We start from the raw sequence: 23676 nt of genomic DNA, 5'->3' as shown, positions 1-23676 counted from the left end.
CGCATGAACAGATTGGTCGCGCTCAACAGCGCAGCTCATCGACAACTGCGCGTGGACCAGGCGCAGGTGCTGGCTCAAGCGGCGCAGCTCAACATGCTGCCGGTGGTGCTGGGCGAGTTCCTGAAGCTATGCGTGCAATATCCCATCGTGCTGACCAAGAACGCCGCCACCGGGCGTTTCAGCTGCATCGCTCTGTTCGGCTTCGACAAGCACGAGAATCTGTTCTGGCAACAGGGCCGTTGGGACGCCATCTATGTGCCGCTGCAGGTGACCCGCCAGCCGTTCTTCCTGGGCGACGGCGCCAACGATCAGGACAAAGTCGTCTGCATCGATACGCAGAATGTCGCGGTCACGCAGACGCATGGCGAGCTGCTTTTCGACGAGCACGGCGCCGAGACCGGCTATCTGCGCCAGGTGAAGCAAATGCTCGCCGCCCTGCTGGAAGGCGAGCAGCAGACCGAGCGCTTCGTGGGCAAGTTGCTCGCTCTGGAATTGATCCGGCCGATGCGCCTGGAAATCGAGTTTGTGGATCGACGGAAGCAGCGGGTCGAAGGGTTGTACAGCATCGATGAAGAGCGGCTGAAAGGCTTGCCCGGCGAGAGCGTTGCAGAGCTGCATGCGCTCGACTGGCTCGCGCCCCTCTATACGATGCTGGCCTCGCTCGGGCACATCTACTCGCTCGTGCAACGAAAGAACCAGTGCTTGCTCTGAAACGTGTTTACTCTGAATCAGGCGGCTTCGTTCTCGATGCAGTCTCTGGGCGAGGAGCAGCGGCCGCTCGCCGTGGTGGAGGATTTCGCGCTCGATCCAGAAGCGTTGTTCGCCTATGCGGAAAGCGGTGCGCCGCTGCGAGCGACATTCGGCGACTTCTATCCAGGCATTCGCAAGCGCGCGCCGCACGAGTACGTGGAAGACCTGGCGCGATTTGGCGATTTGCTTCGTGAGCGTTTCGGGATGCCCACGCACACCACGCCGCGAGTCATCTACTGCGCGCTATCGATCACGACCACCGAGCCGCACCGGCTGCGCCCGGTGCAGAGGGTGCCGCACTTCGACACCAGCGCAGCGAATCAGCTCGCGATCGTCCATTATCTGTGCGGGCCGGAACACGGCGGCACGTCGTTTTATCGACATCGCAGCACCGGTTTCGAAACGATCAGCCAGCAACGCATCCGGGCATACTCCGCCACCCTCAAGCGAGAAGTGGTGACGAATCCGCCGCCGGCGAAGTACATGGACGGAGACGATTCTTTGTTCACGCGCATCGCGAGCTATCAGGCCCGCTGCAATCGGGCGCTCATCTATCCGAGCAACGTGCTGCACTCTGGAGACATCCGCCGCGTTTCATCGCCAGACGTGGCGCCGCGAGCGGCGCGCCTCACGGTGAATTCGTTCGTGCGCTTCGAGTAAAGACGAGACTACGCCACGATCCGTCCGGCCGGAATCTCAGCGCCAGTGTCAACACGGCGAGCGCTACAGGCAGCCAATGAAGATCGGTCGGCGTGGGGCGCCGGCGAGCGAATCGTGGGTCTCGCAAGGTTTCGCTCAGCGATGCAGGCCCGGTCAGGCGCGCGTAGTCGAATCCGAGCTGGTCCGCGAGCGCACGCAGATGCGGCTCGCGCACAGCCGAGAGGTGCTCCGTCGCGGGAGCATTGGTGCCCCCGAAGGCGCTCATCTGTACGACCTCGTCGGCGCGCCAATAGCCCGTGCGATGTCCATCTTCATCGACTCGTGGAATCGGGCTGGGCTCGTCGGAGCCTGCGCCGATCAACCAGCCGCGAATGGAATGTTCGGGCAGGTCTTCGATCACTCGGGGCGGGTAGGCGGGATCCAGCGGCGGCGCTTCCTGTCCGTCGCTGATGAAAACGATGTCGGGCTTCGCATCGGCAGGCAGCTGAGTTTCTTGGGCCGTCAGCACCGACCAGTACACCCCTTTGGTGATTTCGCTGGCATTCGACCAGCGCATGCGGCCGTCGATTTTTTCAAGCGAGGCGAGCAGATCGCTGTAATGAGCGCAGACCTCGACCGGCGCCAGCAACAGGATGGTGCGATACCCGGTGAATGCCGCCCAGCCAACTCGAGAGCCACACGGCATATCGCGCAGTGTGCGGCGGGCGGCCTCGTGCGCATAAGCCAAACGGCTGACGGGCGCGCCATGGAGCTGGTAATCCTCGACGTTCATGCTCTGACTGATGTCGAACACCACGATGTAGTCGTAGGCGTCTCGCGGCAGGTTCACAGGCGGCATCAAGAGACCCGCCAGCAACAACAGGAACGCGAGCGCTATGGCGCGCGACTGCTTGTCCGTGGCGAGGCTGAGCGACGGCCGCCATCTCATGGCAGATCGATCCTTGCCCCCTGCAGGGTGCTGACACTTTGTTCCTTTTCCGGAGGGTCTTCTTTCTCTTCGATCTCCTGCTCGAGCTCCGGCGCGAGCTGCAAGGCGCGCGAGAGATTGTATCGGGCGTCCCAGTGCGTCGGCTGATGGCGCAACACCTCGCGATAGCGCTGTTTCGCCAGCTCGATCAGCGGCAGCGACCGGAATGCCTGCTCGGCGCCGTTCTCGAGCGCGTCGCGCATATACAAGTTGCCGAGGTTATACAGCGCGGCTTGCTTGAGATCGCGGCGGTCGCCTTCGATCAGCGCCTTGTATGCTTTCATCGCCGCCTCGGACTCGCCGGCGTTGGCCAGCGCGAGCGCGCGTGCCAAGCGCGCTTCCGGCACGTCGGCATCGAACGCCGACACGCGGGCACTGGCGATGGCCACGTTGGTGCCTTCGATTCGATTCAGGCGTACCGCGTAGTACGCCACCAAGCTGGCGCACGTCAGCGCGGCGATAGCGAAGGCGCCATGCACGGCGGCACGCTTCATTGCCAGCTCCGCAGCAACATCGATCGATACAACAGCAGCATCGCGCAGGCGAACGCCGCGACGGCGATGAAATGACGGCTGTAGTCGCGCCGTGGAATCTGCTCCAGGAAGTCCAGCGGCAGATTCTGCTGTCGGCCCACTTCGGCGACGGCTCTGGACAGGTCCTCCGGCACTTCGGCCTGGTAGGCCCGGTAAGGCGTCGGCAAGGATTGAAAGAAACGATGCAGGGCCAACTCGGGCGCATTCGCCCAACGATCATCGGTCGTATCGAGCGTTGCGCTGTTGTAGGAGCGAAGATACATCCAGTAGAGCGCGATCCGATTGCGCGCAAGACCGATGCGGATGCGCTCCCTGGTCTCTTCGTCCAGGTGCGCGCCACCATCGGAAACCAGCAGCATGATGCGACTTCCAGAGTAAGCGCGCTGATCGAACTCGGCGATACCCGCGACGAGTGCGCGACCGACCTCGGTGTCCGCCAGCCCACGGCCAGTCACGCCCGCCGAGATTCCTGCTTGCATGACTGCGTCGTGTTGAGTGAATGAAACGACGCTCAGCGGGCGATTGCTGAAGTACATCAACGAGAAGCGATCGTCGGGTCGCTGTGCGACGAACTGTGACAGGAGCTCCCGCGCTACATCGGCCTTCTTGCGGCCACGGCCCGTGTGATACAGCAGCGAGCTGGGATCGATCTCTCGCCAGTTGGCGGGCAACATCCGATCGTCCATGCTGCGGCTACGGTCCAGCAGCACGAGAATCTCCGCACCCGTGCCCGTCCGCTGCACGAAGCTTTGCGGGCGGCCCGGTTGGGCCAGCGCAAGAATGCTGCTGGCGATCGCCAGGATGGCGAACAGCGGCCACAGCCAGCCCACGAGTTGACCGACACGATCGCGCGGCAGCCAGGCCACCGATGGAAACGCGAGCGTGTCACGCCTTCCGCGCAAAAGCGGAAGCAGCGCTAACGGCAGCAATACCAGCAACCACGGATGCTCGAATGTGAGCGCTTCACTCATGACGCGTGCCGCCGTTCGATCCGGCGCAGGTCCTGACAGAGCGCACGCAGCGACAAAGCGTTGCTCGGCGGCCCGGCGCCGAAGAATCGCTCGTTGGAATCGGCGAAGAATCGTTCGATCTCCGCGCGCCGTGGCTGCAGCTGCGGCGCGCGTTCGAACAAGGTCGGCAGCGTTTCGATTTGCAGCACACGACCCGCCGTTTGATCGAAAGCACGGTGCAGCGCCTGCCAGGCCTCGGGCGCGCCGTCTTCCATCCGTCGCAGTTCATGTAGCGCGCGTGCAAAGGGCCGGCCGAGACTGTCCCGCCAGTTCCGCCATTGCCACCATGCGAGCCACGCGATCAAGGTGACCCCCAACGCGAGGGAGCAGGCCAGGAGTCGCGTACGCGTCGGCGTCGTATCGAGCATCGATACTTGACGGTCGGGCCTCAGGTCGCTGGCGGTAGGCGACGCGGAATGGGAAATCAAAGGAGCGACGCTGATCGGTGCAGCCGGGATTCGCAACTTTGCAACACCGGCCTGATCCTCGAGCTCCCAGGCGGGCAAATTGACCGTAGCCAGCGCCGGCGGCGCGTTGATCAGCTGATAATTCACAATCAGCCAGCGCTTGCCGTCCGGCGCTGGTTCGATCCTGGCAGAGCGGCGCTCGAACCAGATGTTCACCCGTTGCACTGGCGGCAGCGTGGCGGGATCGAAATTCACAGCAGCGGACGTGAGCAGCACTCGCTGTGTGACCAGATCTCCAACGACGTAGCCGAACGGGCGTGGCTGCTCGACGACGGCGGTTGTGACTTGTGAGGCGGCGAGGGTGTCGGCGGCCGCGACTGCCATGATGAGTAGCGCCGCCAACCGAGGCATTCGCCGCGCGCGCTTCACGCAGTGGCCTCGAGGAAGTAGTTCGACAGCGCCTCGCCGGCGAATTCGCCGCTGATGAAAAAGGGACGAATGCCGCGAGCCGAGAAGATTCGATTCAGCTCGGCGCGGCGTCGTTCCACTGCTTCGTGCCAGCGTTCACGGGTGACAGGCCGAAGCCATTGAGTGCTTCGACGGCCAGATTCCACGTCTCGCAGCGGCATGAGTCCATCGTGCCTGGGCGGCTGAATCTCGGCCGGATCCCACACCACGAGCGGCACGACGTAGCAGTGCGCGAGCAGATCCAGCACGCCGCCCAGTCGATCCAGCGGCCAGTGGAAATCGGAGGCCAGGAAGATCAAGCCGTGGCGCCCCGCCAGATGCAGTACTGCTTGTTCCAATCCGTCGCTGCCTCCGGCTGCGCCTTTGCAACTGGTCAGCATCGAGGCCATCACTTCGCCCACGCCTCGGCTCAACAGCGCCGGCACGAACAAGTCGGGCCGCTCTCGAGCGTCGAACGCGAGCATGCCGAGCGCATCGCCGACGCGGAATGCGCTGTGCCCGAGCGCGGTCACAAAATCCGCCAGCACGTGCAGCTTGGATTTGGGAAGGCCGAAGCTCATCGATGCGGAAACATCGGCCACGACATACACCGGCACACTGACCCGCTGCCGATGGACTCGCACCAGCCAATCACCGCGCACTTCGCGCAGACTGGCGCGAAGATCCAGTCGGCGCGGATCCGGGCGATCGAAGATGCTCACATGCGAGACGAACTCCTGGCCGCCGCCCAGGCTCGAGCCGGGGTGCGAGCCAGGTCGCCAACCGCCGGATCGGTGCGGCAATCTGTAATGAAACTCGGGCGAGGTGCTCATGGTCAGCGCGGGGTCGGCACGTTTTCCAGGATCTTTTCGATCAGCGCCGGTGCGAGCTGGGCACGACGCAACTCATAAATCGGTGTAAAGAACACACGGTGACCGAGCGTCCATGGCGCCACCGCCTGGATGTCTGCTGGCGTGATGTGAGTGCGCCCGGCCAGCCAGGCGACGACCCGTGCGGCGCGAGTCAAAGCCATCATGCCTCGCGGGCTCACGCCGGCGAGGATCAGCTTGTCCATGTCCACGCCCTCCAGGCGCACCCCAAAACGCTCCGGCGCGTGACTTGCATCCCACAGATCCAATACGTAACGCTCCAGCGTTTGGCTCGCTTGGATACCGCGCTGGATCGCCGCGCCGATCTCGTTGAGCTCTTGCCAGGCCAGGATGCCGGGTGTCACTCGCTCGAGCAGTCGATCGACATCGTGGAAGCCGGGATCGAACACCAGTGCGCGACGGATATCCGGCGCGACCGGCGAGGGCATGCGCAGCTCGAACATGAAACGATCGCGAGCGGCGGAGGCGAGCTCGAACGTTTCTTCTTTCTCCACCCGGTTGCGATCGGCGAACACGATCATGTGCGGAAACCGATACTCGCGGTTGAAGGCCGACACGGTGCGCTCGGCCATCGCCCGCAGCAGCAGCGATTGCACCTGCGGGCGGGCGCGGTTGATCTCGTTGAAAAAGAAGGTCGCCAGCCGCTCGCCGTGCCGGAGCAGCGGACCGGGCTCGATGCGCGGCTTGCCTTCGGCGTCTACGTAGGTGTGATAGATGAGATCGCCGGGCATCAGATCGATGGTGCCCTCGATGCGCTCGAAATCTCCACCGATGGCGCGAGAGAAGGCCCGCAGAATGGTGGTTTTGCCCACGCCGACATCGCCTTCGAGCAGCACGTGGCCGCGGGCGAACAGCGCGACGTTGATCAGTCGGATGGTGTCTTGCTGACCGATGACGGCCTCGCCGACTGCCATCTCGACCCGCAGGGCCTGCGCCCGCCAATCCTGCAGCTGTTCGTCGACCGCCATCGGACCCCCGCCGCCAGACTTACCGAACCGCGACACCGCACGATGGCCCGATCCTAGCCCCATCAATGCGCGCCTGGCTACCACGGCGGCGCCAGTCTCCGGGCCAGATTCCAAAAAGTTCCCTCGGAACTGATGGCAGCCGGTGGCACTTATTTCCGAATGCATCGCTGTCGAGCCGAACCGCAGCGAGGAGTTTGGGATCATCTGAGGCCATGGCGCGTTCATATGCATTGGATGCCGAAGCGGAGGCTGGATGCAACTTGAAGTCGTTGCGACGCGCGTGAGTACCCTCGATCGGATCTTGCCCGGCGGATTCCTGAAGGGGGGCGTTTACATCATCGACGGCGCGCCCGGCACCGGCAAGACCATCCTTTCCAGCCAGATCTGCTTCAATCGCCGCCCCGAGGAAGGCAAAGCGCTGTTTGTGACTTTGCTGGCCGAGTCGCACACGCGCATGTTGCAGCACCTGCGCCCCATGTCCTTTTTCACCGAGCGCATGTTGCCTCATCAGTTGTATTTCGTGAGCGGCAGCGCCGTGCTCGCGAGAGAGGGCCTGGCGGGGCTGCAGGAGCTGCTCAAAGTGGAGCTCAAGCGGCATCGCCCGGGTGTGCTGGTCATCGACGGCTTCGCCGCTACACGAGACGCCGCGAGCTCGAATCTTGAATTCAAACGTTTCGTGCAAGAGATCCAGAGTCACGCAGCCACCGGAGATTGCGTGGTGCTGCTGTTGACGAGCGGCGCCGATGGCGCCATGGAAGTGACGCATACGGTGGTCGACGGCATCGTGCGCCTGACTCACCAGTTGGTCGACCGGCAGACCGAGAGAACGCTGCAGGTCGTGAAGTTCCGCGGCAGAGGTTTCCTGCCGGGCAAACATTCGTTCCATATCACGGATGACGGACTAGTGATCTATCCCCGGGTCGAGGCGTTGTTCTCCACGCCTTCGGTTCCGGACGAATATGAATTGTCTCGCCGCTCGACCGGTATCGAAGGCGTGGACGCCATGCTGGGCGGCGGCTTGCTCGCGCGCACCACGAACGGACTGTTCGGGCCGACCGGGAGCGGTAAAACAACGTTCGGCCTGCAGTATGTGTCGCGCTCGAGCGCGGCCGAGCCCGGCGTGTTCTTCGGTTTGTTCGAAAGTCCGCAACGGCTGCGGGCCAAGGCGCAAGCCATCGGCATCGACCTGCAGGAATTGGAACGGCGCGAGCAGTTGGAGCTCATCTGGCGCCCGCAAGGCGAACGCCTGCTCGATGAGCTGGGGCACGAGATCGTCGACGCGATCCATCGTCGCAAAGCCAAGCGGGTATTCATCGACGGCTTCGGCGGACTGGTCGAGTCGGTCATCGGTCCGGAGCGCCTGACGCGTTTCATTTCCTCGCTGGCCAACGAGATCCGGGCGCTGGGGGCGATGACGATGGTGTCGATCGAGAGTCGCAACATCCTCGGAGCGAACATGGAGTTGCCGAGCAGAGGCCTGTCGTCGCTGCTGGAAGGCTTGATCGTCATGCGATATGCGGAAGTCAAGGGCGAGATCCGCCGGCTGATCTCGGTCACCAAATTGCGCGACAGCGATTTCGATCCGTTCTTGCGCGAGTTCAAGATCACCTCGCAGGGGTTGAAGGTCGGAGACACCATGGGAGGCTTCGAAGCGCTCATGTCGGGTTTCGGGCGGGATCCGCGAGCCACCACCACTTGAGTGCCATAGCGCTGCCATGTCGAAGTCAATCCTGATCGTGGACGATGAGCTGGATCTCGCGGACGTGGTGGGCGCGGCGCTGGAAGACGAAGGCCATCGCGTTACCGTTGCCGCCAATGGCAGTGAAGGTCTGCAGCGCTTTCAGGAACAGCGGCCCGACCTGATCATCTGCGACCTGATGATGCCGTTCATGGACGGGGCCACGATGTGCAGGCAGATCCGCAGCGATCCGGCCGGCGCCGACGTGCCTATCATGGCCATGAGCGTCATGGACGAAAATGCGCTGAAGGTGGAGTGTGTGGTCTACGACGCCTATCTTCGCAAGCCATTCCGGCGCGCCGTGCTGCTCGAAGCCGTGAGCGCGCTGCTCAACCGTACGTGCCCACGCCTGGGCCGTTGAACGCCAGCGCCATGCATGTTTAAATCGCAACGCCTCTTGAGGGGAGTAGCCGGAGCGTTCGCTCCTGCAGTGTCGTCAATACGGAGTCTTGTCGCCGGCGCGGGTGACAGGGCGCCCGGCGCTGCAGTCCACGTCCACACGTGGGTGGCAAGACCGAAATGGCTATTTCGAGTCGCTCCCTTACACGTCGGTTGCGCGCCGACTGCCCATCGATGAGAGGCCCTCATGAGCTCGGTCGGTACGCCACTGCTTTGGTCTTTGTTCGGCGTCTTCGTCCTGGTCGCCATCGCCATCGACTTCTTCGCGCTCAATCGGCAGGGCGCCCACAAAGTCTCGATGCGCGAGGCGCTGGTGTGGTCGCTGATCTGGATCGCCGCGAGCGCCGCGTTCGCCACCTGGCTTTGGTGGCAACTGTCATCGAGTCCTGACGCGGCGATTCGCGCGGTCGCAGATACCAAGCTGTTCGAATTCATCACCGGCTACCTGGTCGAGAAGGCGCTGGCGGTGGACAACGTGTTCGTGTTCCTCATGGTGTTCACGTATTTTTCGGTGCCGGCCGAGTTTCAGAAGCGCGTGTTGATGATCGGCATCCTGGGCGCTATCGTGCTACGCGCGGCCATGATCCTGATCGGCGCCTGGATGATCGCGCGGTTCCATTGGATTCTGTACCTGTTCGGCGCCTTCCTGGTGTTCACGGGCATCAAGATGTGGTGGGCGGCGGGGCAGGAGCCCGACCTCGATTCGAATCCCGCGCTGAACTGGCTGCGTCGGCACATGCCGGTCGCGCCCGACTACGATGGCGAACGGCTCGTCACCACCGTGAACGGCGCGCGAGTAGCCACGCCGCTCGCGCTCGTCGTGCTGTTGATCGGCATCGTCGATGTGGTGTTCGCAGTCGATTCCATCCCCGCCATCTTCGCCATCACCACCGATCCGTTCATCGTGCTCACGTCGAACGTTTTCGCCATCCTGGGTTTGCGTGCACTGTATTTTTTGTTCGCGGGCATGCACGAACGTTTCCATCTGCTCTCGTATGGACTGGCGATCGTGCTGCTGTTCATCGGCGCCAAGATGCTGCTGATCGACGTCTACAAGATTCCCGTCGCCGTGTCGCTGGCAGTCACAGCCGCCATCCTGGCGGTATCCATGCTGCTGTCACTTTGGATTCCGCCCAGCGAACGGCCGCGGAGCGCGTATCCGTTTTCGCGGAAGCGGAGTACGGATAGCCCCAGCGAGTGACGCTTACGTCATGTATTTGATGAGCATCTCGCTTAGCCGTCGCTTCCGGCCATCGTAAGGAGGAAACAGCATCTCCAACGCCGACAGTGGGCCGGCGGCCATCATGGCGCGTTCGTGAGAGAACGCCTTGAAGCCGAAGAAGCCGTGGGCGTTGCCGATGCCGGAGGTGTTGACGCCGCCGAAGGGGAGGTTGTGTTGGGCGAACTGTTGTAAGCACAGGTTCACGCACAGGCTGCCAGAGCTGGTGTGGGTGGAGAGCGCCTGGACGGTGCGATCGCTCTTGGTCCAAACATACAGCGCGAGCGGCTTGGGCGCGGCATTGATGTCTGCAATGACGGTGTCGAGAGCGTCGAAGGTCAGGATGGGTAAGACCGGGCCGAAGATCTCCTGGTGGCGGATCTGCGCGTTGGGAGGAACGTTTCGCAGCAGGGTAGGTGATACATAGCGCGACTCGGGATCGGAGGCGCCGCCGAATGCAAGTTGCCCGCCGCACAGGACCGCCTCATCGACGAGCCGCGCGACGCGCTCGGCGTGGCGGCGGTGAATCATGCGGGGAAAATCCGGGCTGTTCTTGATGGCGACGTCGTTGTCGCCGTAGCGTTGAGTGATGGTGCTGCGACAGAGCTCGATAAAGCGGTCGGCGACGTCACGATGCACGTACACATAGTCAGGCGCGATGCAGGTCTGGCCGGCGTTCACCATCTTGCCCCAGATGATGTGTTCGGCAGCGCTGCGCAGATCGGCGGTGGCGTCCACGATGACGGGCGACTTGCCGCCGAGTTCGAGCGTGACCGACGCGAGATGGCGAGCCGCCGCGGCCATCACCACCTTGCCGACGGCGGGCGAGCCGGTGAAGAAGATGTGATCGAAAGGCAACGACAGCAGGGCGGTGGCGGTGTCCGCGGCGCCTTCGACCACGGCAACTTCATCGACAGAAAACACCGCGCCGATGATGTCTTTGACGACCTGATTGGTGTGTGGCGTGAACTCTGAAGGTTTGAGAATGGCCGTGTTGCCGGCGGCTACGGCAGAGATCAGCGGCCCGAGGGCCAGGCTCAGGGGATAGTTCCAGGGACTGATGAGCAGGCAGCGGCCTTTCGGCTGATAGATCACACGAGAGCTCGTGCCGAGCGCCGCCATCGTCGGGCTGATGCGCTGTGGCTTCATCCAGCGCTTCAGATTCGCGATGGCATGCTTGGCCTCGCCGACCAGCGGCAGCACCTCGGTGAGGTTGGTTTCCGTCGGATGTTTGCTCAAGTCGCGGTGAACCGCCTCTTGTATGGCCTGGTTGTGCGACAGAATCGCCTCGAGCAGCTTTCCGAGTTTGAGGCGCCGCTCGCCGGCGGTCGACTGCCGCAACTTAAGGGCAGTCGCCGCCTGAGACTCGAACAGCTTTGAGAGCGGCGCGTGGGCGCTCTCTGGGTCAGGTGTGCGGCTGTGTGTGGCGTCCATCGTCGTTTCGACTCGCATCAGAAAGAAACGGTCGCCTCCACTCCCCACCACCGCGGCTCGGAGATCGACGCGAACGGCGTTCCGAAAGTATCGGTAGTGATGTTGTTGATGCCGGTAACGTATTGCTCGTCCAGCACGTTGGTCACGTAGGTCGCGAGGCCGAACTTCTCGTTGGCGCTGGTCCAGCCGAGTCGCAGGTCGAGACGCTCGGTCGCTTCGCCGACCCTGAATATCGACTGGAGTGCGCAGTTGCCTTGTCGTTCGGAATCCGCATTACAACGTGACTTGCCGCGATACGCGAACCGGCCGGACAGTTCGAGATCGCCCGCGGCGCCCAGCGCCCAGTCATAGCTCGCACCGAGCGCGGCGCTGAGATACGGCTCACCCGTGGGTTCGCCGGAAAGGTCGAGCGGATCCGTGCCGCGTGTGATTTTCTCCTTGTAGGTTGCGTCGATGAATGCGACGTTGGCATAGAGCCTGAACTGATCCACCGGCCGCCACTGTGCGTCCACGTCGATACCCCAGGCCTTCTCGTCGCTGACATCGATCACGTACTGCGGAATGTCGGAGCCGGCCACGTCGTTGACCAGCGCGATCGCCTGCTTGTTCTCATAGATGTAATAGAACGCCGAAGCATTCAACACCACGCCGGCGTCCGGGAACACGCTCTTGATGCCGGTCTCGACATTCCAGACGTCTTCATTCTCGAACTCCGAGCCGACCTCGGTGCTGTTGTAGCCACCCGCCTTGTAGCCCTTGGCCAGCGAGCCGAACACCATGAGGTTGGGCGCGACTTTGTAATCCAGCACCAGGCGCGGACTCACGTCGTCCCAGGAATCCTTGCGCGTCAGGCCACCGGGCGGCGTGTCCACCGCGAAGATGATGTCCGAGAAGCGATAGGCTGCAGCCGGAATCGGGAAGTCGTCGAAGAACTCGAGCTGTTGGAGCGTTGCGACGACCTGGTCGAGCTCCGGCGTCTCGTGGGGCCCGTTGATCCAGGTGAACTTCTTTTTGTCGTGTGTGTAGCGCAGACCGAAAGTCAGGTTGGTGCGGTCGTTCACGTGCCAGATCATGTCGCCGAACGCCGCGAACGCTTCGAAGTCGCCGCGGTTGTACATGGCCTCGCGCCAGGGCAGGCCGAGCATGCTGACGCCGAACGGCTCGATGAAGCTGCTGGTGCCGGCGAACAGCGGGAACGGCAGGCCCAGCTGATCGAAGATGCCGAGGTTCACGCCCAAGGTGTCGATGCCGTCAGTGAACGTGTGCGTGTCGCTGATCTGGTCTGCTTTTTCCTTGTAGTAGCTCACGCCGCCGACCCAGTCGATGCGAGCGGATTGGCCCGAGAGCTTGAACTCCTGGTAGAAACTCTCGTTGTCCTCGATGTTGGCGGTATCGAAATAGGTGGCGATCAGGTTGGTGCCGTCCTCGTCTTCTCGATTGACGGTTTCGAACTGGCGCCACGAGGTGCTGGAGCGGAACTCGGCCGCGCCGAAGCTGTGATCGATGAACAGGTTCACCTGGTCGAGCTGGCGCGATTCTTCGTTGCCTACCACGTCGTTGTACACCGGAGCATTGCGAGGATCGATGTAGGTGGCGGGATCGGCTGGGAACGGGATCTGCGCTTGGTCGGCCTGCACGGGCACGATGCCGATGGCGGGCCGCGCCAGTTGATCCAGATCGTCGTGATCCCAGGAGAGCGTCGCGCTGGTCTTATCCGACAGTTCCCAGCGCAGTGCGGCTCGGCCGGCCCAGTTTTTCTCGGGCATCAGATCCCGGCCGGTGGCCGCATCTTCGAGCCAGCCGTCGCTCTTGTTATAAACGCCGTTGACACGCAGCGCGACCTTCTCTCCGAGGGGCGTGTTCAGCATGCCTTCGTAGTACTGCTTGCCGTATTCGCCGAAGCGTACGCGCAGCAACGAATGAAACTCGTCTTCGGGCTGTCGAGTGACGATCGAGATGGCGCCGGCCGCGCTGTTGCGGCCAAACAGGGTGCCTTGCGGTCCCTTCAATACTTCGATGCGCTCGACGTCGTTGAACGCGAGCAGCGATGCGCCGGAGCGTGCAGCGTAGATGCCGTCGACATACACACCCACGGCGGGGTCGGTACCGACGCCGAAATCGCCGGTCTGAATGCCGCGAATCTGATAACGCGGCTGCGTGGGGCTGTTATCCGAGACCACCAGGCCGGGCACGAAGCCATTCAGATCGCCGAGGTTCTCCGCGACCACATCCTTGATCAGCGTGCTGTCCACGACCTGGATCGCGATCGGCACGTCCTGCAGAGACTGAGAACGCCGCTGGGCGGTCACCACGATTTCTTCGAGCCCGGCGCCAGTTTCTTGCGCCGATACAGCGCCGGGCGCGACGGCCATCACCGCCACGCCGGTCAGCGCCATGGCCATTGCATATGCGAGCCGCTTGTTACTAGTTCTCATGAGCCCTCTTCCTCTGGCCAGTCAGTAGGCAGTCATCATCAGCACTTCATCTTCAGTTGGTGACCTGGAGCATGTACTGGGCCACCGCCAGGCGCGTCTCGGGATCGAGATAGTCCTGTGGCGGCATTTCAGGGTAGTCGTCGCGCTTCTTGGTGGGCTTCGCGATGTAGTCGGCGAGGCCTTGCGGATTGTCCATGTACAGCGCCTGGATCACTTGCACCGGCGGGCCGATCATTCGGCCGTTGTATGTATGGCAGCCAGTGCAGATGCCGAGGTACACGACTTTGCCGCGCTCGCCCGGCTTGATCTCACGCGGTGGCACCGGCGGCAGCAGATAGTTGACGGTCGCCGCGGTGTTGGTGAAGTCACATTCGGCGAAGTCGCCCACGCCGACCGTCACATACTGATGGCGATTGATGATGCAGCTGCCCGGGCTCGGACCGACACGCACGATGTCGAGGTTCCTGGCGCCCACTTTCGCTTCGGCGAGCAGCAGGGCCTTGGCCTCGTTGATCGTGTCGTAGCCGTTGCGAAGCATCACATTGTCCAGAATCTTCACGCGATCCGAGTTCGGATCGGACTCCGGATCGGCGGTGATGTTCGAAGCATGAGCGTGATCCGTGATGATGATGCCGGCCACCTTGTTGTCGGAGATGATGTTGCCCTCGATCACCACGTCGTCGGCCGCCATCACCAGAATGCCAGTGCCCGCCGGAATGCCGGCCACCGTCGAGCCGGGCGCGCCGAAGTTCGGGTGATTGTTTCCGATCACGAAGTTGTTGCGGAAGATCACGTCGACCGTGTCCTTGATCGGCAGGCCGGGCGTGACGAACGCGAGCAGACCGCCGGTGTTGTTGTGCACGTAGTTGTGCTCGACGATGGCGTGGCGGCTGTTTTCGATTTCGATGCCGGCGACGCTGTCGAACACGTCGTTGTGCGCGACCAGGATGTTGTCGCTCATGCCGATGTAGATGGCGGCGTCGGCGATCTTCGAAACCACGTTGTGCTCGACGATGCCGTTCTGGCCCAGCTGCGGAAATATGCCGTACACGCCCGAGTCCACTATCACGTTGTTGCGGATCTCGAAGTTGTTGCCGGCCTGGCCCATGATGCCGTTGCCCTTGTAGTTGCGGATCTCGAGGTTCTCGGCCACGAAGTTGTTGCCCGAGTACAGAATGGCGTCGTTGAGCTTTTTCTGTCCGTCGAGCACGGCGCGGCGGCCTTGCTCGATCACGCCGATGATGCGGATGTCGTCTTTATCGACGTACACCGTTTCGTGGTACGTGCCCGGCATCACGCGCACGATGGTCCCCGCGGTGGCCGCCTTGATCGCCGCCTGGATGGATTCGCCGTCCTTCACGACGACCACGTTGGTCGGCGCCGGCCCGGCGACCGATCTGATCGCGCCGGCAGGATTCGCGTCGGCATTGCCCTCGGCCTTGAACCCGCCGCTGTAACTGGCGCCGCCGGTTGACGAACTGATCTTGAGATCCTGTTTACTGCTGCGCCCAAGGTACGCGCCGGCGGCGAACGCCACCGCGGTCACGAGCACCCACAGGATGAGTCCCTTTTTCATGTCGATTCTCCTCGATGCGTTGCCGTCATCCCCGACGGGACGCGGGTCGGCGGCTGCGGCAGAAACGTCTCGTCCGTCAGTGCGCCCAGAAAATCCACGATTCGGTCCACCTCGGCCTCGCTGAGATCGGGATCCGAGATATGCCAGTGCAGATACAGCGGGACATCGCTCGGCGCCGAGTTGCCACGTCCCTTGTTATAAAACTCCACGACGCTGCGCAGATCGTCGAATGCGCCGGAGTGCGAGTAGGGCGCGGTGCGCGCGATGTTGCGCAGGGTCGGCACCTTGAAGCCGCCTTTGAGCTTGGGGCTGCCCAGGATCGCCTCGGCGCCGACATCGAACGGGTGGCCATCGGGTTCCGGCATGCCGATGACCGCGATCTGTTCGTTGGTGAACAACGGCGGGGTGTGGCACTCGGAACAGCGCGCGACGAACGAGCGGAATACGTTCAGTCCCTCGATCTCTCTTTGGTTGAGCGCAGCGTCGTGGCCGTGCACATAGCGGTCGTAACGGCTGTTGAGCGAGACGAGCGATGTTTGGAAAGCCGCCAGTGCGGTGAAGACCTGTTGTTCGGCGATCGGGCCACGTGCGTTTGGGAATGCTTGCTGAAACAGGCGACGATAGACGCCGTTGCCATTCAGACGGGCGAGCAATTGCGCTGGCGTGTTGCCCATCTCGCGAGGCGAGTAGAGCGGGCCGGACGCCTGCGCTTCCAAAGAGTCGGCGCGCGCATCCCAGAAAAAACGTTTCAGGAACGCCACGTTCCAAAGGGTCGGCGCCGCTCGGCCCGCGTCCTCGCCGTGCATGCCGATCGAACGCGAGCGTCCATCCGACAGACCCTTGGCCGGATCGTGGCAACTCGCGCAGGACAAAGTGCCATCGCCCGATAGCACGGGATCGAAGAAGAGATAACGACCGAGATCGATCTGCTGAGGCGTGAATCCGTCCCGGTGGGGAGGCAGACCGGTGCGTGTGCCACCGAGGCCGCGATTGCCGAGCGAGTCGTAGAACTGATAAAGCGTGCGCAGCTCGCACACGCCGCCATCGGTCTTCTCGAAACCTGGTGGGCAATTCGTATTGAGCGTGAAATCGCTCGGTGCCGGCCCGGTGGCGCCAGCGGTCCCTGCAGCCGCGATGACCAGCACGAGCGCGCGAATCATTTCGGCCGGCCTTGCTGATGAATGAAGGCGATGATGTCCTCGAGATCGCGGTCCGTCGCCACCGTTTTGGCCATCATGGCCATCTGTCGTCCTGGCGTATCTTTCGGATCGACACCGCGCACGCCATCTCGGAAGTGCGCGAACTGTCGTTGGATATATGCCGCGTCGAGGCCGGCGAGTCTCGGCGCCTGCAGCGCTGGATTGCCCTCTGCCTTGCCGCCGTGACAGGCGCCGCACTTGCCTTGGTAGAGGTTGTTGCCGTTGTGCAAGTTGCCGGAGGCGGGCTTCGCATTGAAGGTCCTGGGAAGTTTCGCGATGTAGCTCGCAATCTTCGCGACGGCGGCGTCGTCGCCGAGCGCTGTCGCGGCCGCCTGCATCTGAGCGCCGAGCGCGTCGGATCCATCAGCGCCACGGCGACGGCTGCGGAAGTTGTGCAACTGACGTTCGATGTATGCCGCGTCCTGACCGGCGATGGCCGGCGCGTGGAGCGCAGCGTTGCCTTCACCTTTGTTGCCATGGCAGGCCACGCAAGGTGCAAACAATTTCTCGCCGTCGTCGGCGAAACAAGTGGAGCTGCACATCAGCCACAAAGTGCCCAACGTGAGCGCAGTCCCCCAGAATGGTCTTATGAGCATCAGATAAAAAGATGCTGTTATTTGTTGATGCTGGTGCATCGCGTTCATACCCGACATACCTGCGGATTGCAAGCAGCGACCGATGTGTGTTTCGGCTGGCGGAACTCGCAGAGGAAACCGTCGGACAGTCCGACTGTTGCTTCTCACCGAACTGGTTGTAAACACTCCTTGGCGGTTCAATTGGAGGAGAGGTTGCATGGATCGATTTACTGGCGGCTGCCTGTGCGGCAACGTCCGACTCGTGGCGACCGGGCGACCCTATCGGGTCGGCATCTGTCATTGCCTGGACTGTCGCAAACATCATGGCGCTCTGTTTCATGCTTCAGCGATATTTGCTCAGGATGCGGTGAGCATCGAGGGTGAAACGAACAGCTACGCGGGGCGGCATTTCTGTCCTCGCTGCGGCTCTTCGGTCTTCGGGCGCAGCGGCGACGAAGTCGAGGTCAACTTGGGGTGTCTGGATGCTCCCGATCAGTTTCGACCGAGCTACGAGCTGTGGACGATCCGTCGCGAGTCGTGGTTGCCGCCGTTCCCGCTCAGCAAGCATTACCAGCGGGATCGTGAAGGGACGAGTCGCTTCGAAGAGTGAGACCGAAGCCCACCCCCGCGCGGCGGCGACGCGCTGTTCAGTTTGTGCTGCTTGACACCTCACCACTCGCAGAAGTAGAAATGTAAGCGCTTTCACAGCCGAAATCGCAGGACAACTCGAGAACCATGGATCGGAAGGCGTGTCGCTTCCGGCGTAAGGAGGGGGTATGTGCGCGGCGCGCGTTCGCAGGATGCTGCTTGCATTGGTATCGGGGTTGGCGGCCGTTGCTGCCATGGATGCCGGAGCTTTCAACGGGGAAGTGGCCGCAGGTCGCGGCAGTTACTCCACCGTGCTGCCACCGGGCGCGGCCAACATTCAGCCCACCATCTACAAGACCGCGAATGTCACAGGAAAAATACAAACGAACGACTGGTGGAGCTCGACCGCGTGGCTGCAGTACTCGGAGCGGCAGTATCCGCATCCGCTAGCCGTACAGAATCAGGCCAACGGTCTGCGCCTGTTCTATCCGGGGCCGACCATCACCGGCAATTCAGCTTGCGTGTGCGGCTGGATGCCGGCCTCGACCGATCCGAACGGCAATGACGATTTGACCATCGGCCACAGCGCCACGGCGAACTTCGCCGATACTCGCGTCGATGGTTTCAGCGACTGGTTCGTCACCAACGTGTCGAGCAGCGGCGGCAGTTCGCTGAAAGTCACCTATGGCCACGGTTCGCCGTACGTCTATGCCGAGTATGCGGGCGGCACACCCCGGATCACATTCCCCGCGGCGCCCGTCATCTGGTCGGGCAACGCCAGCACGCCGGTGCTCGGTGTGACGATCAACGGTCGTCACTATGCATTGTTCGGTCCCACCGGTTCGACGTGGTCGGGCCTCGGCAGCCCGGTGCTGACCAACAATCTGGGCGGCCGAAACTATTTCTCCGTCGCGGTGCTGCCCGACAATTCAGCCGCGACGCTCGCCAAGTTCCAGCAGTACGCCTATTCGTTCGTCACCGGCACGCAAGCCAACTGGTCCTATGACAAGCCGACGGCCGAAGTCGTCACCACGTACAACTACACGACCGTTGCGAAGCAGGGAACGCAAACCGGCACGCTGTTCGCGCTGTATCCGCATCAGTGGAAGAACAGCAGCAAGGCGCTGCTGACCCAGACATACGCCTCGGTACGCGGCGTCATGAAGCTGGCGGAAGGAACATCGTTCACCACTCGCATGAAATTCCCCGGCGTGTTGCCGTCGCTGCCCGATCTCGGTACTTACAACCGCACCACGCTGGCCAACTACGTCAACGAAGCGGAGGCGGAGGTGTACGACGGCTCGCCCGACACTTATTGGTTCGGCAAGCGCCTCGGCAAGCTCGCGACTCTCGCGCCGATCGCAGACCAGGTGGGCGACGGCACCGCTGCCGCCAAGTTCCGCAATGAAATCCGAGGCTCGTTGCAAAGCTGGCTGAAGGCGAGCGACGCGCAGGGCGCGCTCAAGTCCAGTCAAGTGTTCTATTTCAACAGCAATTGGGGAACGCTGTTCGGTTATCCCGACAGCTATGGCAGCGTGCTGGAGTTGAACGATCACCACTTCCACTACGGCTACTTCATCAAAGCCGCTGCCGAGATCGCCCGCGTGGACAAGTCGTGGGCGAGCAATGCCGAGTGGGGCGCGATGATCAGGCTGCTGATCCGTGATATCGCCAGCCCCAATCGTAGCGACGCGCTGTTTCCGTTCCTGCGCAACTTCGATGTCTACGCCGGGCACACCTGGGCCTCGGGGCACGCCAACTTCGGTGACGGCAACAACAACGAATCTTCGTCCGAAGCCATGAATGCCTGGTCGGGCGTCATCCTGTTCGCCGAGGCGGTCGGGGACACGGCGCTGCGCGATCTGGGCATCTATCTCTACACGACGGAGATGAATGCCATCAACGAATACTGGTTCGACGTTACAGGCCAGAATCACCATCCGAATTTCACCCGCGCCACCGCGAGCATGGTGTGGGGTGGCAAGACCGTTGGCGACGGCGTGTGGTGGACCGGCAATCCCGAAGAAGTTCACGGCATCAACTGGCTGCCGATCCAGGCCGGCTCCCTGTATCTCACGCAATTCCCGGATTACACGCGCCAGAACTACGAGGCGCTGGTCGCGGAGAACGGCGGCACCCACTGGAATGAGTGGGGCGACATCATCTGGATGTATCGCGCAATACACAATCCTGCCGACGCCATCAATCAAATGAATGCGGGAATGGCTTCGATCCTGATCGAGCGCGGCAACTCGCGCGCCAACACCTATCACTGGATCCACAATATCAACGCACTCGGAACCACCGATCGCGCTGTGACATCGGATCATCCGTTGTACGCCGTGTTCAACAAGAATGGCGCACGCACCTACGTCGCGTACAACATGACCAATGCTCCGATCACGGTGTCCTTCTCGGACGGAGCGACGGTCAACGTTCCAGCCAACGCGTTCAGCAGCGGCAATGGCACTGGCGGCGGCGATACGCAGGCGCCATCGGCGCCCGGCGGGCTCACCTCGCCAAGCAAGACTTCCAGCAGCATCACCCTGGCCTGGAACGCTTCGACCGACAACGTGGGGGTGACCGGTTACCGGATCTATCGCGGCGGCGCCGCTGTCGCGACATCATCGAGCACGGGCTTCACCGACACCGGCTTGAGCGCCGGCGCCAGTTACACCTACACGGTTCGCGCCTTCGATGCGGCGGGCAACGAGTCAGCCGCGAGCAATAGCGTTACCGTTACGACCGACGGTGGAGGAAGTGGCGGTCACGGTCACACGGTTGGCGGCAGCAGCGTGCAGTTCTACGTCAACAACGCGCCTTGGGCCGATGTTCACTACATCATCAACGGAGGCGCGCAGCAGAACCTGCGCATGACCAACTCCGGTGGAAACAACAGCTATCAGGTGCCAAACGTGGCGGCAGGTGCGACGGTGACATACCGGTTCACCATCGGCCTTGCTGGTGGCGGCGCTACCGAGACGGCGTGGGTGACGTTCACGATGGCCGGCGGCAGTGGCGCTCATGGTCACAGCATTTCCGGCAGCAACGTACAGTTCTACGTCAACAACGCGCCCTGGGCCGACGTGCACTACACCGTCAGCGGCGGCGGGCAACAGAACGTTCGCATGACAGCTTCGGGCGGCAACAATACATACACATTGCCGGATGTTCCGAGCGGCGCCAGCGTCAGATATCGCTTCACGATCGGGCTCGCCGCTGGAGGCGCCACCGAGACCGCATGGGTAACGTTCACCAAATAACGTAGTTGCAACCAGATGCGCCTGGTTGCCGACCCATGCATATCGCCCGGATTGCACGCAATACCGGGCGATTCCGGACTTAATGAATAATGCGTGCGCAATCTCCGCCGCGCGAGATCCCCGTCGGCGAATGCCCTTGTAGCGCGTAACAAAACTGAATAGGCAGCTTCGCGTCCTGTCGTCACTCGCGCACCCGAGTTGATGTGCGGTAGAAAGCTCACGGGCGAGCCCATTGCGGAAGTCAGTCACTCCCTGGCTTCGCGCGCCAAACCGGTCGACAATACGAATCTCGACGTGCACTGGCGCAAGCCACGTTGCATCGACCTTCATCGCGACCATCCTGCGAGAGTTGCGGGAACCGGAGCGGACGATCGTTCAAGGAGCTTTTTCGTGAGCACGCCTTCAGCCACTGCGATCCGACACCAGAACGAGGGCACGAGCGCTCAGAGCCACAACGCGCTGTTCGGACGCTTGTGGTCGCTGGCGTCGTCGTCCGCTGGCGATCACGTCGCGATCAGCGACGCAAGGTCGACGCTGACGTATGCGCAGCTGGCGCGTCGTGCGATGGCTTTTGCGGAGGAGTTGCACGAGGCGGGTGTGCAGGCGGGAGATCCCGTCGGCGTATTCCTAGGCAACAGTCGCGAGTTCCTGATCGCGACGTTTGGAATCTGGAAGCACGGCGCGGTGCTCGTTCCGCTCAATCCACAGCTGCGAGAAACGGAGCTGATCAAGTGCATCCAGGAGTGCGGCCTGCGCTCACTGGTGACGTCCGCTCGCAATCATGCGCTGATCCAAGCCATCGAAGACAAGGGCACGCTGCTGGAGCGCCTGTGGCTGTGTCCTCTCGATCGAGATGAGTGGATCTATCGCGGGGGCAGCGCTGGCCAGCAGGCGAATCCCGCCCCGCGTGTAACGCGCGCTCAGAGCATGGCGGAGCGGCCGGCGCTCATTCAGTATTCGACCGGATCTACCGGCCATGCCAAGCGCATCACGCGCACCGACGCCATGCTCATGCGCGAAACCACCTCGGTATCGGGCGTGCTCGAGGTCACGCCCTCTGACCGAGTGCTTGGGGTCGCGCCGTTCTTCCATAGTCACGGCCTGATGAACTCGGCGATGCTCGCCTTGCTGAGCGGCGCCAGTTTGCACATCGTGCATGGCTTTTTGCCTCGCGATGTAGCTCGACTGATCGAGCGCGAACGCATCACCGGCTTTCCCGGCGTGCCCTTCATGTTCGATCTTCTGACCGAGCCGGCGGAGACGCTCGACTTCTCCAGCATTCGTTTCGCCATCTCGGCCGGCGCGCCGTTGCCGATTGCGACCGCCGACAATTTCGAGCGGAAGTACGGTGTGCGCATTCGCCAGCTCTACGGCTCGACGGAAACCGGAGTGATCGCGATCCAGAGTTCCGATCCGAACGCCGACTCTACATCCGTCGGCAAGCCGGTGCCCGGCGTGTCGGTGCGAGTGGTGAACGATCGTGGAGAGCAAGTCGGGGCGGACACGGCCGGTCGGATCGAGATCACGAGTTCTTTCGCGGCGACGGCGTACGACAACACCTCCGGCAACGAGGAGTGCCGCTTCGCAGACGCCGTGTTTTATCCCGGCGATCTCGGTCGCATTGGCCCGAATGGCGAGCTGACGCTTTGCGGGCGGCATCGCGGCTTCATCAACGTGGGCGGCAGCAAAGTGGATCCCACGGAGATCGAAGCCGTGCTGCGCGAGATGCCGGGAATTCGCGAGGCGGTCGTGTTCGGCGTGCCCGATGGCGCTGCCGGGGAAAAGATCAAAGCAGTCGTCGCCGGGAGCGCCGGCGTTACTCGCGAAGCAGTTCGCTCGCATTGCGCGCGGTTGCTGGCCGAGTTCAAGGTCCCCAAGATCGTCGAGAGTCGCAAGGAGCTGCCCAAGAGCCCGCTCGGCAAGATTCTGCGAAAGTATTTGATGGACGAAACCGCCGAAGGGCAGCCGCGCACAATGTTCGATCCGGCGCGCGGCTTTCGTATCGTGCCGGAAGGCGAGACGGCGCCATCCGATCTGCTCGAGATGGCCACGTTGCCGCCGTTTCTAAGAGTTCTGCTGGTGACGGACGGCACCGTGACCAAGAGCATCGAAGCGCATTTCTGGGAGCCGGTGGAGGTGAATGTACTGGCACATGCCTGGGTGTCGAGCGACCGCGCCCATCCTTCGATCGGGATTCACATCGGCGATCTCGTTCTAAGACGCTGCGTGACTTTGCGTGGACGCATCACGCGTTCGGTGTACGCGTTCGCCGAGAGCATCATCTCCAAGGACCGTGTGCCCGCGGATATGACCAGCCAGTTGATCCAGGGAGCGAAGGGGATCGGCGAGCTGTTGCGCGAAGAACGGACGGAGACGTATCGAGAGCTGGTGGGCATGCGCCGAGGACAGGCGGGCGAACTGGCCGTGCACCTGGGGGTGGAGCGAAGCGCACCGGTGGTCGCGCGCGAATATACGATTCGCTTCAAGGGACAAACGGCGATGGTGATCGAGGAGGTGTTCGCCGTGGCCCGGTTCGAAGGAATGTAACCTCGCTGTGTCCGGATCGCGACGGGCTTCGCTGAACGAGATGCTTTAAATCTGGTTCAGGCGTCGCGCCG

Annotated in this window: 19 protein-coding genes; 8 read left to right on the top strand and 11 right to left on the bottom strand. The window is 62.5% G+C overall.

Features of this window, described 5'->3' with window-relative positions; translation table 11 throughout:
• Positions 1-3 precede the first annotated feature (3 nt).
• Together JM946_RS18675 and JM946_RS18670 are read left to right on the top strand one after the other, a co-directional pair.
• The gene (locus JM946_RS18675; RefSeq protein ID WP_203168872.1) at positions 4-711 is read left to right on the top strand and encodes a SapC family protein; all 708 of its coding nucleotides are present in this window, start codon (positions 4-6) and stop codon (positions 709-711) included.
• A 3-nt stretch (positions 712-714) separates the two neighbouring features.
• Positions 715-1410 (top strand): DUF6445 family protein, encoded by a 696-nt coding sequence (locus JM946_RS18670; RefSeq protein ID WP_203168871.1) that lies wholly within the window; start codon positions 715-717, stop codon positions 1408-1410.
• On the opposite strand, the gene JM946_RS18665 is transcribed toward JM946_RS18670, so the two are convergent.
• The 6 genes from JM946_RS18665 to JM946_RS18640 are packed head-to-tail and all read right to left on the bottom strand — an operon-like array spanning position 1379 to position 6632.
• Positions 1379-2338 carry a vWA domain-containing protein gene (locus tag JM946_RS18665; RefSeq protein WP_203168870.1) on the bottom strand — a complete coding sequence of 320 codons (960 nt, stop codon included), beginning with the start codon at positions 2336-2338 and terminating at the stop codon, positions 1379-1381. The genes JM946_RS18670 and JM946_RS18665 overlap by 32 nt on opposite strands.
• Positions 2335-2871, bottom strand: coding sequence for a tetratricopeptide repeat protein (locus tag JM946_RS18660; protein ID WP_203168869.1), 537 nt, complete (start codon positions 2869-2871; stop codon positions 2335-2337). The genes JM946_RS18665 and JM946_RS18660 overlap by 4 nt, the downstream gene beginning before the upstream one ends.
• Positions 2868-3881 carry a vWA domain-containing protein gene (locus JM946_RS18655; RefSeq protein WP_203168868.1) on the bottom strand — a complete coding sequence of 338 codons (1014 nt, stop codon included), beginning with the start codon at positions 3879-3881 and terminating at the stop codon, positions 2868-2870. The genes JM946_RS18660 and JM946_RS18655 overlap by 4 nt, the downstream gene beginning before the upstream one ends.
• Positions 3878-4711: a hypothetical protein gene (locus JM946_RS18650; RefSeq protein ID WP_203168867.1), complete on the bottom strand. Its 834-nt coding sequence runs from the start codon at positions 4709-4711 to the stop codon at positions 3878-3880. Before JM946_RS18650 ends, JM946_RS18655 begins: the two co-directional genes overlap by 4 nt.
• A gap of 41 nt (positions 4712-4752) precedes the next feature.
• Positions 4753-5607 (bottom strand): DUF58 domain-containing protein, encoded by an 855-nt coding sequence (locus JM946_RS18645; RefSeq protein WP_203168866.1) that lies wholly within the window; start codon positions 5605-5607, stop codon positions 4753-4755.
• 2 nt (positions 5608-5609) lie between these two features.
• A complete protein-coding gene (locus tag JM946_RS18640; RefSeq protein ID WP_203168865.1) occupies positions 5610-6632 on the bottom strand; it encodes an AAA family ATPase in 1023 nt (340 codons plus the stop codon).
• 253 nt (positions 6633-6885) lie between these two features.
• On the opposite strand from JM946_RS18640, the gene JM946_RS18635 reads away from it, so the two are divergent.
• The 3 genes from JM946_RS18635 (at position 6886) to JM946_RS18625 (ending at position 9970) form a co-directional block, all read left to right on the top strand.
• Entirely contained in the window at positions 6886-8331 is a 1446-nt protein-coding gene (locus tag JM946_RS18635) for an ATPase domain-containing protein (protein WP_203168864.1), read from the top strand.
• Between the two features lie 16 nt (positions 8332-8347).
• Positions 8348-8731, top strand: a complete 384-nt coding sequence (locus JM946_RS18630; protein ID WP_218042979.1) for a response regulator transcription factor — start codon at positions 8348-8350, stop codon at positions 8729-8731.
• A 225-nt stretch (positions 8732-8956) separates the two neighbouring features.
• Positions 8957-9970: a TerC family protein gene (locus JM946_RS18625; RefSeq protein ID WP_203168862.1), complete on the top strand. Its 1014-nt coding sequence runs from the start codon at positions 8957-8959 to the stop codon at positions 9968-9970.
• A gap of 3 nt (positions 9971-9973) precedes the next feature.
• Here the strand turns inward: JM946_RS18625 and JM946_RS18620 are convergent, their stop codons facing one another.
• From JM946_RS18620 to JM946_RS18600, 5 genes are read right to left on the bottom strand one after another with little or no spacing between them, the layout of a single operon-like run.
• On the bottom strand, positions 9974-11422 hold the full coding sequence (locus JM946_RS18620; RefSeq protein WP_203168861.1) for an aldehyde dehydrogenase family protein: 1449 nt from the start codon (positions 11420-11422) through the stop codon (positions 9974-9976).
• A gap of 17 nt (positions 11423-11439) precedes the next feature.
• The gene (locus JM946_RS18615) at positions 11440-13857 is read right to left on the bottom strand and encodes a TonB-dependent receptor (RefSeq protein ID WP_203168860.1); all 2418 of its coding nucleotides are present in this window, start codon (positions 13855-13857) and stop codon (positions 11440-11442) included.
• A gap of 52 nt (positions 13858-13909) precedes the next feature.
• A complete protein-coding gene (locus tag JM946_RS18610; protein ID WP_203168859.1) occupies positions 13910-15433 on the bottom strand; it encodes a parallel beta-helix domain-containing protein in 1524 nt (507 codons plus the stop codon).
• Positions 15430-16593, bottom strand: a complete 1164-nt coding sequence (locus JM946_RS18605; protein ID WP_203168858.1) for a cytochrome-c peroxidase — start codon at positions 16591-16593, stop codon at positions 15430-15432. The genes JM946_RS18610 and JM946_RS18605 overlap by 4 nt, the downstream gene beginning before the upstream one ends.
• Positions 16590-17228 (bottom strand): c-type cytochrome, encoded by a 639-nt coding sequence (locus JM946_RS18600; RefSeq protein ID WP_203168857.1) that lies wholly within the window; start codon positions 17226-17228, stop codon positions 16590-16592. Before JM946_RS18600 ends, JM946_RS18605 begins: the two co-directional genes overlap by 4 nt.
• A gap of 196 nt (positions 17229-17424) precedes the next feature.
• Between JM946_RS18600 and JM946_RS18595 the strand changes: the two genes are divergently transcribed.
• The 3 genes from JM946_RS18595 to JM946_RS18585 all read left to right on the top strand — a co-directional run bounded on the left by JM946_RS18595 (position 17425) and on the right by JM946_RS18585 (position 23605).
• Positions 17425-17817 (top strand): GFA family protein, encoded by a 393-nt coding sequence (locus tag JM946_RS18595; protein ID WP_203168856.1) that lies wholly within the window; start codon positions 17425-17427, stop codon positions 17815-17817.
• 232 nt (positions 17818-18049) lie between these two features.
• On the top strand, positions 18050-21058 hold the full coding sequence (locus JM946_RS18590; RefSeq protein WP_203168855.1) for a glycosyl hydrolase: 3009 nt from the start codon (positions 18050-18052) through the stop codon (positions 21056-21058).
• 390 nt (positions 21059-21448) lie between these two features.
• Positions 21449-23605 carry a chorismate pyruvate-lyase family protein gene (locus JM946_RS18585; protein WP_203168854.1) on the top strand — a complete coding sequence of 719 codons (2157 nt, stop codon included), beginning with the start codon at positions 21449-21451 and terminating at the stop codon, positions 23603-23605.
• The last annotated feature ends 71 nt before the right edge of the window (positions 23606-23676 follow it).

The sequence above is a fragment of the Steroidobacter gossypii genome (assembly GCF_016801985.1).
GTDB classification, from domain to species: Bacteria; Pseudomonadota; Gammaproteobacteria; order Steroidobacterales; family Steroidobacteraceae; genus Steroidobacter; species Steroidobacter gossypii.
The sequence above is the reverse complement of the archived record's forward strand: the minus strand, read 5'-3'. Positions and strand labels throughout refer to the sequence as shown.

Coding starts and splice junctions, on each gene's coding strand:
- JM946_RS18675 (WP_203168872.1), top strand. CDS start 4: ATGAACAGATTGGTCGCGCTCAACAGCGCAGCTCATCGACAACTGCGC.
- JM946_RS18665 (WP_203168870.1), bottom strand. CDS start 2,338: ATGAGATGGCGGCCGTCGCTCAGCCTCGCCACGGACAAGCAGTCGCGC.
- JM946_RS18660 (WP_203168869.1), bottom strand. CDS start 2,871: ATGAAGCGTGCCGCCGTGCATGGCGCCTTCGCTATCGCCGCGCTGACG.
- JM946_RS18655 (WP_203168868.1), bottom strand. CDS start 3,881: ATGAGTGAAGCGCTCACATTCGAGCATCCGTGGTTGCTGGTATTGCTG.
- JM946_RS18650 (WP_203168867.1), bottom strand. CDS start 4,711: ATGGCAGTCGCGGCCGCCGACACCCTCGCCGCCTCACAAGTCACAACC.
- JM946_RS18645 (WP_203168866.1), bottom strand. CDS start 5,607: ATGAGCACCTCGCCCGAGTTTCATTACAGATTGCCGCACCGATCCGGC.
- JM946_RS18640 (WP_203168865.1), bottom strand. CDS start 6,632: ATGGCGGTCGACGAACAGCTGCAGGATTGGCGGGCGCAGGCCCTGCGG.
- JM946_RS18635 (WP_203168864.1), top strand. CDS start 6,886: ATGCAACTTGAAGTCGTTGCGACGCGCGTGAGTACCCTCGATCGGATC.
- JM946_RS18630 (WP_218042979.1), top strand. CDS start 8,348: ATGTCGAAGTCAATCCTGATCGTGGACGATGAGCTGGATCTCGCGGAC.
- JM946_RS18625 (WP_203168862.1), top strand. CDS start 8,957: ATGAGCTCGGTCGGTACGCCACTGCTTTGGTCTTTGTTCGGCGTCTTC.
- JM946_RS18620 (WP_203168861.1), bottom strand. CDS start 11,422: ATGGACGCCACACACAGCCGCACACCTGACCCAGAGAGCGCCCACGCG.
- JM946_RS18615 (WP_203168860.1), bottom strand. CDS start 13,857: ATGAGAACTAGTAACAAGCGGCTCGCATATGCAATGGCCATGGCGCTG.
- JM946_RS18610 (WP_203168859.1), bottom strand. CDS start 15,433: ATGAAAAAGGGACTCATCCTGTGGGTGCTCGTGACCGCGGTGGCGTTC.
- JM946_RS18605 (WP_203168858.1), bottom strand. CDS start 16,593: ATGATTCGCGCGCTCGTGCTGGTCATCGCGGCTGCAGGGACCGCTGGC.
- JM946_RS18600 (WP_203168857.1), bottom strand. CDS start 17,228: ATGCTCATAAGACCATTCTGGGGGACTGCGCTCACGTTGGGCACTTTG.
- JM946_RS18595 (WP_203168856.1), top strand. CDS start 17,425: ATGGATCGATTTACTGGCGGCTGCCTGTGCGGCAACGTCCGACTCGTG.
- JM946_RS18590 (WP_203168855.1), top strand. CDS start 18,050: ATGGATGCCGGAGCTTTCAACGGGGAAGTGGCCGCAGGTCGCGGCAGT.